A 14721-nucleotide genomic window follows, 5' to 3' on the forward strand; every position below is an offset into this window, starting at 1 on the left:
TCGACGGCCGGTGCGCTCTGAGCGCCGCCGCGGACGACCCAAGGAAACGGCAGCGCGATGACGGTGACAGAGAACGGCTCCACGACCCCGGACGAGGTCGTGTACGGGCCCGGCATCGACCCCGAGCGGCTGGCCGTCTGCCTCAGCGTGCTCGACGAACTCGAGAAGATCGACGTCGACCACCCCGACGCGATCACCGTGCGCCGGGCCACCGCCGGCATCTACCGCAGCGTCAAGCAGCGCCGCCGCCAGGAGCGCCGGGCCGCGAAGACCGCGCACGACAAGGCCGTCACCGAGTCCACCGCGACCGGCTCCGCCCAGCGCATCGACGACGAGACCGAGGGACTGCTCCCGTCGTCGGTGACGGAGGAGGGCCGCATCGCCGGGATACTCCAGCGCCCGCGCTCCTGCTACACCTGCAAGACCCGGTACGTGGAAGTCGACTACTTCTACCACCAGCTCTGTCCCGACTGCGCCCGCCTGAACCGCGAGAAGCGCGACGTCCACGCCGACCTCACCGGCAAGCGCGCGCTGCTCACCGGCGGTCGCGCCAAGATCGGCATGTACATCGCGCTGCGGCTGCTGCGCGACGGCGCGCACACGACGATCACCACGCGCTTCCCCAAGGACGCCATCCGCCGCTTCAAGGCCATGGACGACTCGGGGGACTGGCTGCACCGCCTGGAGGTCGTCGGCATCGACCTGCGCGACCCGGCCCAGGCCGTCGCCCTCGCCGACCAGATGGCAGAGGCGGGCCCGCTCGACATCCTGATCAACAACGCGACGCAGACCGTACGACGGCTGCCCTCCGCCTACGCCGCGCTCGTCGACGGCGAGAGCGCGCCGCTGCCCGCCGGTGAGCTGCCCGCCCACCACGTCATCGGCGCGTTCGGCTCCGGCGCGGTCGACGGCCTCGCCGCGCTGCCCGTCGGGATCTCCGGCCTCGACGCCCAGCAGGTGGCCGACCTCGCCCTGGTCGCGGGCAACGCCAGCGTCGCCCGGCACCTCGACGGCACCGCCATCGACGCCGGCGGTCTGGTCCCCGACGTGGTCGACACCAACACCTGGGTGCAGACCATCGAGCAGATCTCCCCGGTGGAGCTGCTGGAGACCCAACTCTGCAACTACACCGCGCCGTTCATCCTGATCAGCAAGCTCCGCCCGGCCATGGCCACCGCCGCGAAGACGGCGACGAGCGGGCGCTCGTACATCGTCAACGTCTCCGCGATGGAGGGCGTCTTCGGCCGCGGCTACAAGGGCGCCGGACACCCGAACACCAACGCCGCCAAGGCCGCGATGAACATGGTGACCCGCACCAGCGGCCAGGAGATGTTCCAGACCGACGGCATCCTCATGACCTCCGTCGACACCGGCTGGATCACCGACGAACGCCCCCACTACGACAAGCTCCGCCTCGCCGAGGAGGGCTTCCACGCCCCGCTGGATCTGGTCGACGGGGCGGCCCGGGTTTACGATCCGATTGTGCGCGGCGAGCAGGGCGAGGACCTGTACGGCGTCTTCCTGAAGGACTACGCGCCCGGCAAGTGGTAACCCGCCGCCCCGGACCCGGGCCCCGGTGACCGCCGGTCCCGGCCCTGGTGAGGACCGCGCGAGGAGTTCCCATGGCCAGTTCACACGGCATCGATCCGAGGGCCTTCGAAGACCCGCGCAACCACTACCCGACCGACGACCAGTTCTACGCGAGCGACCGTCCGGCACACCCCGTACTGCCGGAGGACCGCCCGCGCGGCGGCGGGCCCACGACCGCGGTGAAGCACCGCGGGACCTGGGCCACGGTCGCACTCGTCGCCGGGATCGTCCTGCTGATCCTCGTGGGGATCGCCCTGTTCCCGTGAGCGAGTCGGTCATGAGTGCGGCGGCCCCGCCGACCTCAGCCGGTCGTGGACGGCGTACCCGCCCGACGTGTACGCCGCCCGCACCCGGGTCCCGCCGTCCACCAGCAGATCCGCCCCGGTGATCCACTCGGCTTGGTCGGAGGCCAGCCACAGCACGGCCTGTGCGATGTCGGCCGGTTCCCCGATCCGGCCGAGCGGCAGCCCGGCGGCGACCTCCGCCTCGCCCGGCTCCCACACGAAGCGCGCCATCTCGGTGCGTACGAGTCCGGGGGAGACGGAGTTGACCCGCACCCCCGGCGCGAGTTCCCCCGCGAGCTGCTGCGTGAGGTGAAGGAGCGCCGCCTTGCTGGTGGAGTACGCCCCCACGTTCGGCCCGACATGCCCGGCACCCTCGGTGCACACGTTGACCACCGACCCGCCGTGCTCCCGCATCCACGCCCGCCAGGCGCACTGCGTCAACCGCAGTGGCGCCTCGACGTTCACGGCGAACGCCGTCCGCCAGGCATCCGGATCGGCTTCCATCAGCGGGCCGTACGGCTGGTTCGTCGCCGCGTTGTTGACGACCACGTCGATCCGCCCGAAGGCGCGCAGCGCGAACTCGGCCAACTCCCGGGGGTGTTCGGGGTCGCCGACATCCCCGGCCAGTCCGACCCCGCCCAACTCCTCGGCGGCACGCGCCACTTCACCGGCGTCCCGCGCGCTCACGCACACCAGCGCCCCGGCCCCGGCGAACGCCTCGGCGACCGCGCGCCCGATCCCGCGCGTACCGCCGGTGACCAGGACGGCCCGACCGCGCAGACCGTACGACGACGACGTCATCGCCGTACGATCTCATGACGGACCGTCAGTCGACAGCCCCCAGGCGGGAGTTGGGCAGATGCGAGTTCCTGGCGGCCACTATGCCCAGGACCGTGCGCCAGTCCTCCAGGACGCCGGCGTCGAGGCCGACGACCTTGGCCGCGTCGTCGGCCTGGCGGAGGGTGATCGCGTCGTCGGCGAGCGGATCGCGCTCGAAGGCGGCGGCCTCGGCGTGGGACATGGGGCCGCCCTGGGCGCGAAGGGTCAGCGTGCTCTGCGCGGACAGGTCGTGGTCCGGTGAGGCGGTGGCAAGGTAGCGCTTCGCGGGTACGTGCAGCCGGACCAGGTGGGCGACCCGGTCGCCGAGCAGGGCGTGGACGGCGTCCGCCGCGTGGCCGGCGTGTCCGGCGTCGTCACCGGGTTGCAGGAGATGCCCGATGTCGTGGACCAGGCCGGCGACCTGGAGTTCCTTGTCGGCGGGGCGACTTCGGCGCAGCAGCGCCGCCGTCTGCAGTGCGTGGTCGTGCAGATCGACCGGATCACCGCTCCGGTCCGGGGTGTCCCAGGCGCCCCGGCAGGCGTACAGCAGGTCCATCAGCTCCTCGACGCTGCGCAACTCCACGCGTCAGTCCTCCCGCGAGACAGCCTGTGCGGAACGCCAGGAGATCATGGCGAGCTTTCGGACCGGCCAACGGGACTTGAACTGCGCGACGCCTTCAGTGACGTAGTTCATGCGCTGACGCGGGTGTTGGTGTCACCGGGAGTCGGGCCGTGTGCGGGCGGAGGCCTGCCCGGCCAAACCGTGCAGAAGCGTGTCGACCATCCGCTCGATCCGGTCCTCCTCGACGGGCTGCCGGACGAGCAGTGCCCTGAAGTGCAGCGGTGCGACGAGCAGTTCGAGGGCGAGCTGGTGATCGGCGTCGGCCGGCAGCTCGTGGCGGTCGATCGCGCGGTCCACGATGACTCGGGTGACGTCGTAGCGGGTCCCCCAGAACTGGGCGCGGCTCTCGGCCAGTTGGGGATCCTCCTCGGCCGTGGCCATCGCCTGGGCGAGTGCGACGCCCAGGGGGGTGTTCAGGTAGGCCGCGATCAGCCGGGCCAGCGCGACCATGTCGTCGCGGAGGTTTCCGGTGTCGGGGACCGGCAGTTGTTCCTGGCTGTAGGACAGCAGCGCGTCCAGGATCAGGTTCGGCAGGGCGCCCCAGCGCCGCTGGATCGAGGTGGCGTGGACACCCGACCGCCGAGCGATCTCGCTCACCGTCAGGCTGCTCGTGCCGTTCTCGGCGAGCGCCTCCAGGGTGGATCGCAGGACGTCGGCGCGGACCCGCGCGGACCGGCCGCCCGGACGGCGGGACGCCTCTGTCTGCTCGCTCATCTCGCTCTTGCTCACCGCCTCACGTTAACGCACAAATCTTGCGTTTGCGCACGAGAGGGCGTAGCGTCCACTAACGCAGAATATCTGCGTTAGCGACTCTGTTGCGGAACGAACGGAAGGAGCCGTCATGCCCTACCAATGGCCGCTGGACGCGTCGGAGCTGTTCGGCGAGCGGTATCCGCAGATGGTCAACACCGGGCTGCCGGTGGCCGACGTCGACGCCGTGCGGGCCGCGGTCACCGAGATGTGGGCGGACGCTCCGGGCGGCTGGGTCCACGAATGGTCGAAGCTGGCCGCGGCCTACGCCGACGCGGGAGCCCATGAGCAGGCGGCGCTGGCCTACGGATGGGCGAAGTTCCCCACCCTGGCCGACGAGAGCAAGCGCGTCGCGCTCGCCAAGCAGCTCGAGCAGTACCGGCTCGCCGCTCCCGGCTTCGGGGTCGAGTTCCAGCGGTACGTGCTGGAACTGCCGTACCAAGGGAACACGACCAGCGTGCCCGTTCACCTGCTCGCGCCCTTCGACCTCCCCGCCGATCGGCCGGTGGTGCTCGCCAGCGGGGGCGTGGACAGCTGGAAGATGGATGTGCACGGGCTGATAGTGCTTCTCGCCGTCCACATCCGGGCCCGGGTGCTGGTCTTCGACATCGCGGGGACCGGTGAATCGACCGTGCCGATGACCGGCGCCGGTGGCGCGGAGCTGGTCACCGGGCTGATCGGGCACGCCCGGTCGCTCGGCAACGGCGTCGTCGCGCACATGGGCATCTCCATGGGCGGATATTTCTCGGCCCGGTCGGGGCTCGGCGGTGAGGTCGACGCCGCCGTGGTGCTGGGCGGGCCGGTCGAAGCGGCGTTCACGGATGAGCGCAAGGACGCCTTCGGGATGGACGGGATCCTCGGCAACGCGATGGGCTTCGACGCGCCGCCCACCCCCGGGCAACTGGTCGCGGGCAGAGCCGAGTTCTCCCTCCGCCCGCTGCTCGACCAGGACCGCAACAGCCCCATGCTGGTGGTCAACGGAGCCGACGACGTCCATGTGCCGCAGCACGACACGCTGGTCTTCCAGGGCCGCCGCGACACCGTCGTGAACCTCGTCCCCGACACCGGCCACTGTGCGGTGAGCAAACTGCCCGAGGTGTTCCCGACGATCATCGGCTGGCTGGACCGCGCGCTGGCCGCCACGGCGGAGACGGACCGGTGAGCGGCCGTATTCCGGCCGGTCATGGCTTCCGGGTGGCCCGGTGTACGAAAGCGGGCGGGAGGTTCGGCCACACCACGGTCGAGCGTTCCAACTCGCCGAAGCGGCAGGCCAGTTCGGCGGTGAAGTGCCGGGCGGGTGGGGTCCAGGACGCGTGCAGATAGGCGAAGGTGGTGAACCGGCCCCCGGGCGTGAGGACTTCGGCCACGGCGTCCAGGATGCGCCCGCGCTGTTGCCGAGGCATGACCGTCCACGGCAGCCCGGAGACGACCGCATCGGCCGGTTCGCCTGCCACGGCCGCCAGTTCGGCCGCCGAGCCTCGCACCACGGTCAGGCGTGTGTCGCGCCGGGTCGCCGACAGCCGTGCTGCGAGCACCGGGTTGAGCTCGATCGCGACGAGTCGTGCGGTGGGCGCGAGCCGGGCGAGGATCGCGTCGGTGAACACCCCTGTTCCCGGGCCGAGTTCGACCACGAGCCGGGCCTCCTCCAGGCCGATGCCCTCGGTCATCGCCGACGCGAGCCGTCGTGAACTGGCCGCCACGGCACCGGTCATGAGGGGCCGTCTGAGGAATTCGGTGGTGATCGACATGGCGGCCATGGTGGAAGCGCCCGGGGTGGCCGTACGTCGTGTCCCCGGCCGGTGCGTGTACGACCGTGGGAGGACCCCATGACGCCCGCCGGGACGATGTGGGGGAGCGGCCCCGGCCGTAGCGTGAAGTCGTGCTTCGGCTGATCGAGACCCTGTCCCGCCTGCGGCGGAGCCACCCGTGGCTCGCGGACGCCCTGCTGGTCGTGCTGGTGGCCGTGCCGCCGGTGATCCGACCGGAGCCGGGCTGGCGGCCGGTCTGGGTGCAGGTGGTCGTGTACGTCGCCCTGGTACTGCCCCTGTTGTGGCGTCGCCGTCGGCCGGTGCTGGTCGCGGCCGTGGTGACGGCGGTGTTCTGGGCGCAGTTCCTCGGACAGGTGTGGGGGCAGGAGCCGGGACGCGGCGCCGTCGCCCTGGCCGCGGCCCTGGCCACCCTCACGGTGCGCGGCCTGCGCCGCGCCGCCGCCGTGACGGTGGTCTGCGCCGCCGGCTGCGTGCTGCTGTGGATTCCCGCGTGGCAGCGGGACTACGGCGGCGGCCCGGGCGCCCGGGGGGCATGGCTCACTCCGCTCGCGGTGGGGCTCCTGCTGGCCGGGGCCTGGGTGTTCGGCGAGTACGTCCGGGCCCGGCGCGCCTACGTCGCCGAGTTCGAACGGCGGGCCGCGCTCGCCGAGTCCGAACGCCTCGCCCTGGCCAGGGTCGCCGTCGCCGAGGAGCGGGCGCGCATCGCCCGCGAGATCCACGACGTCCTCGCGCACAGCGTGAGCGTGATGGTGCTGAACGCCGAGGGCGGCAGGCTGATGCGGCAGATCGACCCAGCCGTCGTCGATCGCACCCTCGAGGTCATCAGCGCGACGGGCCGCGAGGCCCTGGGCGAACTGCGCCGGCTGCTGGAGGTGTTGCGCACCCCAGACGCCGACGCCCCCGACGGCGACTCCGGCACCGGTCCCGACGAACACCTCTCGGCCGATCTGCGGCGGCTGGTCGGACGCCTCAACTCGGGCGGAAGACAGGCCAAGTTGGACCTTCGCGGAGAACGGGACGGCCTTCCGCCGGATGTCACCGCGCAGACATACCGCATCGTGCAGGAGGCGCTCACCAACGTCGTCAAACACGCCCCGCCGGACGCCACGGTCCACGTACGGGTCGACACCGGTAACCAGGGGCCCGGGCGGCTGGTCCGCGTCAGGGTGGAGAACTCGGCCGGAGCGAGCGCCGGAGCGTCGGCCGGGCGTCCCGCCCCGCTGCTCCCGTCCGGTCGCGGACTCACCGGTATGCGCGAGCGCACCGCCCTGTACGGCGGACGCGTCGACGCGGGCCCCACGCCCGACGGCGGCTACCGCGTCGTAGCGACCCTGCGTCCTGCCGAGCCCGGGCCCCAGCCCACTGGGGCGACCCCATGACCGGCCTCGACCAGGCCCCGTCATCGTCCCGTGTGCTGATCTGCGACGACCAGGAGCTGATCCGGATGGGGCTGCGCATGGTCGTCGACAGTCAGCCCGATCTCTCCGTGGTGGGCGAGGCCGCCGACGGCGACGCGGCGATCGCGGGGGTGGCCGCGCTGGAGCCGGACCTCGTCCTGATGGACGTCCGCATGCCCGGTCTGGACGGGCTCGCCGCGACCGAGATCCTCTGCGCGCTGCCCGATGGGCCGCGCATCCTCCTCGTCACCACCTTCGACCTCGACGAGTACGCCTACGCGGCGCTGCGGGCCGGTGCGAACGGCTTCCTCGTCAAGGACGCCCCCGCCGAGGAGATCCTGGTGACGGTCCGCGCGGTGCTGCGGGGCGAGACCATGGTGGCGCCCTCGCTGACCCGGCGCCTGGTCGAACGCTTCGTCCTGCACGCCCCCGCGACCGAGCCCGCCCAGCGCGGCCGCCTGGCGGCCCTCACCGAGCGGGAACGGGAAGTCCTGGCCCTGGTCGCCAAGGGACTTGCCAATGGCGAGATCGCGGACCGCCTCTTCGTCGGCGAGACGACCGTCAAGACCCACCTCGGCCGGATCCTGACCAAACTCGGCCTCCGGGACCGTGTCCACGCGGTGATCTTCGCCTACGAGAGCGGGCTGGTACGGGTCGGGGACTGAGTGGTGAGGCCCCGAAAATCGGAATACGGACACTACCTCCGATGGCTACAGTGAGTGACATGACGATCACGTTCCGCCCGGCATTCGGGAGGGTGGTGGCGGCCGCACTCCTGGCCGTGGCCGCCCTCCCGGCGACCGCGGTCGCTGTCCCGCAGGCCTCGACCACACCCGCCGACCTGTCGCCGGACCACCGGCACCTCGTCTGGAAGACCTGCACCCGTGGTCCCGACGACGACACCGGCAAGGCTCTCGACAGGGCCGGCGCCCAATGTGCCGACCTGACGGTCCCTCTGGACTACGCGTCGCCCGGCGGCCGGACGATCGGCATCGCGGTGGCCCGCCTCCGGGCCGCCGACCCCGCGCACCGCATCGGCACGCTGCTCTACAACATGGGCGGACCGGCGGATCCAGCGATCGAGTCCCTGCCGGCCGTCGGCGCGGCGATGGGGGAGACGGCCCGCCGCTACGACATCGTCGGCGTGGACCCGCGCTTCACCGGCCGCAACACACCGCTCAACTGCGGCTGGCGGACCGAGACCTACTTCCGCTCGGCGGGATCGGACCGGGCGGGTTTCGAGCGTATGCGCGCCTTCGAGCGCGGCCTCGCCGAGCAGTGCCGCGACCGTGCCGGAGCCCTGCTGCCCTACGTCTCCACGCGCAACGCGGCCCGTGACATGGACGCCGTCCGCGCCGCCCTCGGTGAGCGCCGGATCTCCTTCTACGGCGTTTCGTACGGCACTTATCTGGGTGAGGTCTACACGGCGATGTTCCCCGGCCGTACCGACCGTGTCGTCCTCGACGGCGTGCACGATCCGAGCCGCCTCGCCCCCTGGGCGGAGTACGGCACGGAGCAGGTCAACGAGGACGCCCTGCGCCACTGGGCGGGTTGGGCGGCGGCCCACGACCGTACCTACGGGCTGGGCGCCACCGCCGACGCCGTGCTCGCCACCCTCGACGGCATCCAAGCCGCGGCCGTCAGGCGGCCGTTGTCCATCGGCGCGTACCGGGTGGACCGGCACGTGGCACCGCTGTTCGACTACGCGGTCCTCGGCGACGACACGGAGGAGGGGGACGCGCTCATCGCGGGTGTCTTCCGCACCCTCAAGCAGGCCGCCGACACCGGGCACGCCGAGCCGGACGCGTTCCTCACCGCCTTCCTGGCGGCGACCCTGACCGGCGACGGCTCCTCGTACGGCAGCACCCAGACCGCGTACCTGTGCGCCGACACACCAGGGCCGCGCGACACCGAGGTCCACTGGCGCGCGATCGAACGGACCCGGGCCCGGCACCCGCTGTTCGGCCCGATCCTCAACAACGTCACCCCGTGCTCCTTCTGGCCGCGGCCGAAGGAGCAGCCGATCACCACCGTCCACAACAACATCCCGGCCCTCATGGTCAACACCACCGGCGACCCCCGGGTGCCGTACTCGGAGGCCCGGCAGATGCACGCCCGCTGGCCCGCATCCCGGCTCGTCACCGTCACCGGCTCCTACCGGCACGGGGTGTACGGCACGGACTACGGCGACGCCTGCGTCAACGACACCGTCAACGGCTACCTCGCCACCGGGCGGCTCCCCACGGCCGACCTCAGGTGTGGGCCCGTACGGCCGACGCGGCCATGAAGGGGCGTCGCCCCGGTCTCCCGAACCCGGAAGTGCCGGTACGCGGCACCGAACTGACTGTCCGTCAAGCTGCGGGGTCAGAAGGGAGACCCGCTGTGGCGACGGGGCTCTGCCCGCCTGCGGCGGGGACGAGATGGTGGGCGACGCTGCGCAACTTCTCGCAGGTTTCCTCGTGTTCGCGTTCGGGCCGGGACTGCGGTACGACGCCGGCCCCGGCCTGGATCCAGCACCGGCCGTCCTGCCGGAAGACGCTGCGCAGCACGAGGGCGGCGTCGAGGGTGCCGTCGGCGTCGCAGGTCAGGACCGCGCCCGCGTACAGGCCCCGGGGCCTTCCTTCGAGGGTCCGGATCAGGGGATACGCCGGAGCCTTGGGGATTCCGGTCGCGGTGACCGCCGGGAAGAGGGCCGCGAACGCGTCCCAGGGGCCGCGGCCGGGTCGGAGACGGCCGGTGACGGTGGAGGCCAGATGCTGGACGGTGCCGCGGTCGAGGACGGTCATGTATGCGCTGACATTGGTGTCGTCGCACACCGTGTCGAGCTCTTCCAGCGCGAGTCGGACCGAGATGGCGTGCTCGTGGATCTCCTTCGGGTCGCCGAGGAGGGCGGCGCGCAGCCGGGCGTCGTCGGCGGGCGTTCCGGTCCTGGCCCGGGTGCCGGCCAGCGGGCGCGTGGTGACACGGCCGTCGGCCGTGACCTCGGCCACCGTCTCCGGACTGAACCCGGCCGCCTGGATGCCGCCGAGGTCGAGCAGGAACGAGCGCGCGGGGGTGTTGGCCCGCCGCCCCGCGACATAGCTGGCGACCAGGTCCACCGCGGCCGGCACGGGGACCTGCCGGGAGAGGATGACCTTCTCCAGCGGGCCCTGCCGCCGCAGTTCCACCAGGGCAGCCGCGACCGCGGCCCGGTAGTTGCCGGTGTCCTCCAGGGGGAGTGCGATCCGTCCGGGCGGTTCCGGTGGCGCGCCCGGGGCGGGGGACCGGACCAGGTCGGCGATCAGGTCCAGCCGTCCGGGGACGGCGGACCGGACGAGGACCTCCGTCCCGTCGGTGCGCACCTCGTCGGTGGGCACGATCAGGTGCAACAGGGTCTGCGTGGGGTCCGGGTCTTGCTCGGCCAGTACGGCGCCCAGTTCGAACGCGGCCCAGCCGTACGCCCGCCAGCCCCGCACCGGAGTCTCGGCGAGGCGTGCCCCCACGCTGCCGAACTCTGCGGCGTCCTCTCCGGTCAGCCTGACCGAGGCCAGGACGCCGCCGGCCAGGGACCAGCCGACGCCGCTCTCGTACACCACGTACGGGTCGAACAGGCCGCTGCGGACCAGCCGGGCCATCAGTGGCAGCGGGTCCTCCCGCAGCGGCAGGCGCAGTTCCCGGTAGGTGTCGCGGGTCATCGGGGTCCGTCCTTCTCGCTCTCGTGCGAGCGGCGGCCCCGCGCGCTGATCAGGGGGTAGGAGTTGACGACGAATTCCGGGTGCCTCAACAACGCCTGGAACCGGGCCAGTTCAGCGGCCGACACACCGGAGCGGGCCAGGCCGTCGGCGACCTGGTCGGTGTTGTGCCGGTGCAGGGCGATGCCGGTACTGCCGCCCGGCCATGCCTCGGCGTAGGTGCTCGCGGTGATGTCGCTCAGTCCGGCGGCCGCCATCGCTCCCAGCGTGCGGCGCCCCCACAGCGGATCGGCCCCGGCCTCCGCCAGCAGGTCCATCAACGCCGTGTGGACCCGGTCGAACAGGGCCGCCGACGAGGCGTCGGGCGCGGCCAGCACCGGGGTCCAGCCGCAGTCGAACTCCTCCAGCACCAGCCACCCGCCCGGTCGCAGAGCCGCCACGAGCTTCTCGAGCACCCCCAGCCGCTCCGGCAGGTGGAGCAGTACCAGCCGGGCATGGACGAGGTCGTAGTCCATGCCCGGCAGCGGATCGTGGACGATGTCGTGCCGCAGCAGACGGACATGATCCGGACGGTGCCGCGAAGCGGCCCACCGCGGTTCGAGCTCGGTGACCGTCACCTCGCCCCGTGGTCCCACCCGTTCCCCGAGCCAGTCGCCCAACGAGGCACTGCCGCCGCCGACTTCGAGGCATCGCCAGCCCGTGGCGAGCCCGGTCAGTTCCAACTGACGGCGGGAGACGGGGTCGTAGCACGACTCCAGAGCGGAGAAGCGGCCGGCGGCCTGCGCGGCGGCGCTGTCGAAGAGGTAGTGGGACACGGACTGCCTCCATGTACAGGAGGGAACAGTGCTTTCCCATGGTCACGGAGTGAGCGGGAGTCAATACACGGCGCTCAAGAGGCAGCCCGGTCGAAAGGCGTACCCTGGCTCACTCGCGGGCCGGACGGTTGTCGAACTCCGCGTCCTGGCTCCGTAGTTCACACACGGCGGGCCGGTCCCGCCCTCGTCAGGCCTCCTCCTGCCGTGCGAAGTCGGGGAGTTCGGTGGACAGGAGGTGTTCGGCGCCGCCGTCGAGGAGCCGTTGCATCTCGGTGGAGCGGGGCAGCAGGGTCTTCTCGTAGGCGCGGAGGGCGTCGTCGACGCAGTGGTGGTTCGCGAGGGCCAGGGCCAGTTCGCAGGCGTCGAGCATGGCGAGGTTGACGCCGACGCCGAGCGGGGGCATGAGGTGGGCGGCGTCGCCGAGCAGGGTGACGGTGGGGTTGTGGTCCCAGGTGTGCGGGACGGGCAGGGCGTGGATGGGGCGGTCGACGTAGCGGCCGTCGTTGTCGCCGATCAGCCGACGCAGCGCCGGTGACCAGTCGCGGAACCGTTCGAGCAGCAGTGCCCGGATGCCGTCGGTGTCCTGGACGGTCAGGCCGCTCGCGGTGATCCAGTCGGCGGGGACGCGCTGGATGACGTAGACGCGGATGTGGTCGCCACTGCTGCGCTGGGCGAACAGCGCGCGGTCGCCGTCGGCCGCGGTGGCGCTGCCCTGGCCGACGAGCTGGGCGATATAGGGGTGCCGGTTCTCGACGTCGTGGAACCAGGCTTCGAGGAAGCTGACGCCGGTGTACCGGGGGACGGCGGGGGAGAGCGCACGGCGGACCCGGGACCAGGCGCCGTCCGCGCCGATGACGAGGTCGGCCTCGACCGTGGTGCCGTCGGCGAAGTGGAGCTGCCGGGGGCCCTCTTCGGGACCGGCGACGGCTTCGAGGGTGCGGCCCCAGCGGACCGTGCCCGGCCGAAGGGAGTTCAGGAGGAGGTCGCGCAGCTGGCCGCGGTCGATCTCCGGCTTGAAGCGGTCGCCTTCCCCGGCGGTGTGGTGGAAGAGGAGCGTGCCCTGCGGGTCCAGTTGGCGCATCTCCTGCCCTTCGGGGCGGGACAGCCGGAAGAACTCCTCCAGCAGTCCGGCTTCGCGCAGGGCGATCTGGCCGTTGTCCTCGTGCAGGTCGAGGGTGCCGCCCTGATCGCGGGCGTCGGGACCTGAGGCGTGGTCGTGGACGGTGACGTCGATGCCGTGCAGCTGGAGAATCCGGGCGCAGGTCAGGCCGCCGGGTCCGGCGCCGATGACGGCGATGCGAGGGGTGGGTGAGGTGTTCATGGTGGTGTTCCGTTCATGTCGTGGGAGGCCGCGGTGAGGGTCGGTCAGCCGGCCGCAGCGGCGGGGGCGGTCTTGATGCCGTCGGTGTCCTTCGCGGGTCCGCCGGCCTTCTTCAGCGGGACCTCGATGACGAGGAGCGCGGCGAGGAGGGCGAGGGCGGACAGGATCGCGCCGGTCAGGAAGATGTGGCCGGTGCCGTCGGTGACCGCGTGGAGGTAGGCGTCCCGGGCGCTCGCAGGGAGTTTCCGCAGGGCGTCGGCGTCGGTGCCGCTGCCGGGCAGGTGGGACTGGACGGCGCGGGTGAACATCGAGCCGAACACGGCGACGCCGAGGGAGCCGCCCAGGGTGCGGAAGAGGTTGACCGAGCTCATCGCGGCACCCATGTCCCGCATCGAGACGCTGTTCTGCGCGATGGTGCCGGCCATCTGCAGGGTGAAGCCCAGGCCGATGCCGATGAGCGCCATGTAGAAGCCGGTCAGCAGGCGTGACGTACCGGTGTCCATGGTGGCGAGCAGAGCCAGGCCGCCGGTGAGGAACGCGGCCCCGAGGACGGGGAAGACCTTGTACCTCCCGGTGGCGGACATGATCTTGCCCGCGAGGGTGGACACGATCACGACCGGGATCATCATCGGCAGCATCAGCAGACCGGAGTTGGTGGCCGAGGCGCCCTGCACGGTCTGCTGGAACAGCGGCAGATACAGACCCGCGCCGAACATGACCACACCGGCGACCAGGAGCATGACCATCGCGAGCGGGTAGTTGCGGTGGCCGGTGAACACGGAGAGGGGCAGCAGCGGTTCGCTGACGCGCTTCTCCACCAGGACGAACACCGTCAGCCCCACGACCGCGGCGGCACCGAGGCAGAGGATCTGCCAGGAGCCCCAGGCGTACGTGCTTCCCGCCCAGGTCGCGGCCAGCACGATCGCGGAGATGGCGAGGGTCAGCAGGGCGATGCCCGCCCAGTCGATCCGCGCCTCGATGCGCTGGGCGGGGGTGTGCAGCTTCAGCCACAGCCACACGAGGGCCACGACGCCGAGCGGCAGGTTGATGTAGAAGGCCCATCGCCAGTCGAAGTGGCCGGTGATGAACCCGCCGAGCAGCGGCCCTCCGATGGTGCCGATCGCCATGACGGAGGCGGTCATGCCCTGGTACCTGCCCCGCTCACGAGGCGGCACGAGAGCGCCGATCAGCGCGAACGCGCCCGCACCGATCCCGCCGGCACCGACACCCTGCACGACACGGAAGGCGATCAGCTCGCCCATGGACTGGGCGGCGCCGCACAGCGCGGACCCGGCGATGAACACGGCGATCGACGCGAGATACATGGGCTTGCGGCCGTACAGGTCACCGAACTTGCCCCAGACCGGGGTGGTGACGGCCGTGACCAGCGTGTAGGCGGTCACGACCCAGGAGATGTGCTCCAGGCCGCCCAGGTCGGACACGATCGTGGGCATCGCCGTGCTGACGACCATGTTGTCGAGCATGGACAGCAGCATCGCGAGCATCACGCCGAGCAGGACCCAGCGCACGTTCTTCGGCACGGCCTGCTCGGCGTCGGCGGACGCGAGCGACTCGGTCGTAGGCATGACTGATCACTCCTTTCGGAGGGAGAGGCGAAGAGGTAGGGGGCCGGCCGGGCAATGCCTCGCGGCCGCGGCTCCAGAAAAGCACAGCTGCTCAATA

General features: G+C 71.7%; 14 protein-coding genes. 6 read left to right on the plus strand and 8 right to left on the minus strand.

The features are described 5' to 3' along the window. The first annotated feature begins 57 nt into the window (after window positions 1–57). Both SSP08S_RS14020 and SSP08S_RS14025 read left to right on the plus strand, forming a co-directional pair. Window positions 58–1551 carry an SDR family NAD(P)-dependent oxidoreductase gene (locus SSP08S_RS14020; protein WP_019068236.1) on the plus strand — a complete coding sequence of 498 codons (1494 nt, stop codon included), beginning with the start codon at window positions 58–60 and terminating at the stop codon, window positions 1549–1551. Between the two features lie 71 nt (window positions 1552–1622). Then, a complete protein-coding gene (locus SSP08S_RS14025) occupies window positions 1623–1856 on the plus strand; it encodes a hypothetical protein (protein ID WP_019068237.1) in 234 nt (77 codons plus the stop codon). A gap of 9 nt (window positions 1857–1865) precedes the next feature. On the opposite strand, the gene SSP08S_RS14030 is transcribed toward SSP08S_RS14025, so the two are convergent. From SSP08S_RS14030 to SSP08S_RS64175, 3 genes are all read right to left on the minus strand, one after another. Then, window positions 1866–2675, minus strand: a complete 810-nt coding sequence (locus SSP08S_RS14030; RefSeq protein WP_019068238.1) for an SDR family oxidoreductase — start codon at window positions 2673–2675, stop codon at window positions 1866–1868. A gap of 25 nt (window positions 2676–2700) precedes the next feature. Next, window positions 2701–3276: an HD domain-containing protein gene (locus SSP08S_RS14035; protein WP_019068239.1), complete on the minus strand. Its 576-nt coding sequence runs from the start codon at window positions 3274–3276 to the stop codon at window positions 2701–2703. Between the two features lie 132 nt (window positions 3277–3408). Next, window positions 3409–4044: a TetR-like C-terminal domain-containing protein gene (locus SSP08S_RS64175; protein ID WP_019068241.1), complete on the minus strand. Its 636-nt coding sequence runs from the start codon at window positions 4042–4044 to the stop codon at window positions 3409–3411. A gap of 112 nt (window positions 4045–4156) precedes the next feature. Here SSP08S_RS64175 and SSP08S_RS14050 point away from each other — a divergent pair, with 112 nt between their 5' ends. Continuing rightward, window positions 4157–5227 (plus strand): alpha/beta hydrolase, encoded by a 1071-nt coding sequence (locus SSP08S_RS14050; protein WP_019068242.1) that lies wholly within the window; start codon window positions 4157–4159, stop codon window positions 5225–5227. 19 nt (window positions 5228–5246) lie between these two features. On the opposite strand, the gene SSP08S_RS14055 is transcribed toward SSP08S_RS14050, so the two are convergent. Beyond that, entirely contained in the window at window positions 5247–5813 is a 567-nt protein-coding gene (locus tag SSP08S_RS14055) for a class I SAM-dependent methyltransferase (RefSeq protein ID WP_026178478.1), read from the minus strand. A gap of 131 nt (window positions 5814–5944) precedes the next feature. On the opposite strand from SSP08S_RS14055, the gene SSP08S_RS55290 reads away from it, so the two are divergent. The 3 genes from SSP08S_RS55290 to SSP08S_RS14070 are packed head-to-tail and all read left to right on the plus strand — an operon-like array spanning window position 5945 to window position 9518. After that, window positions 5945–7213, plus strand: a complete 1269-nt coding sequence (locus SSP08S_RS55290; protein WP_019068244.1) for a sensor histidine kinase — start codon at window positions 5945–5947, stop codon at window positions 7211–7213. Further along, entirely contained in the window at window positions 7210–7896 is a 687-nt protein-coding gene (locus SSP08S_RS14065; protein ID WP_019068245.1) for a response regulator, read from the plus strand. The genes SSP08S_RS55290 and SSP08S_RS14065 overlap by 4 nt, the downstream gene beginning before the upstream one ends. 59 nt (window positions 7897–7955) lie before the next feature. After that, window positions 7956–9518, plus strand: coding sequence for an alpha/beta hydrolase (locus tag SSP08S_RS14070; RefSeq protein WP_019068246.1), 1563 nt, complete (start codon window positions 7956–7958; stop codon window positions 9516–9518). A 64-nt stretch (window positions 9519–9582) separates the two neighbouring features. Here SSP08S_RS14070 and SSP08S_RS14075 read toward each other — a convergent pair whose 3' ends face one another. From SSP08S_RS14075 to SSP08S_RS14090, 4 genes are all read right to left on the minus strand, one after another. Continuing rightward, window positions 9583–10905 carry a salicylate synthase gene (locus SSP08S_RS14075; protein WP_019068247.1) on the minus strand — a complete coding sequence of 441 codons (1323 nt, stop codon included), beginning with the start codon at window positions 10903–10905 and terminating at the stop codon, window positions 9583–9585. Beyond that, window positions 10902–11717: a class I SAM-dependent methyltransferase gene (locus SSP08S_RS14080; RefSeq protein ID WP_019068248.1), complete on the minus strand. Its 816-nt coding sequence runs from the start codon at window positions 11715–11717 to the stop codon at window positions 10902–10904. Before SSP08S_RS14080 ends, SSP08S_RS14075 begins: the two co-directional genes overlap by 4 nt. 187 nt (window positions 11718–11904) lie before the next feature. Further along, window positions 11905–13038 (minus strand): FAD-dependent oxidoreductase, encoded by a 1134-nt coding sequence (locus SSP08S_RS14085; protein WP_019068249.1) that lies wholly within the window; start codon window positions 13036–13038, stop codon window positions 11905–11907. Window positions 13039–13082: 44 nt separating this feature from the next. Beyond that, the gene (locus SSP08S_RS14090; RefSeq protein WP_019068250.1) at window positions 13083–14624 is read right to left on the minus strand and encodes an MDR family MFS transporter; all 1542 of its coding nucleotides are present in this window, start codon (window positions 14622–14624) and stop codon (window positions 13083–13085) included. Window positions 14625–14721 lie beyond the last annotated feature (97 nt).

Source organism: Streptomyces hokutonensis (assembly GCF_000376565.1).
GTDB lineage: Bacteria > Actinomycetota > Actinomycetes > Streptomycetales > Streptomycetaceae > Streptomyces > Streptomyces hokutonensis.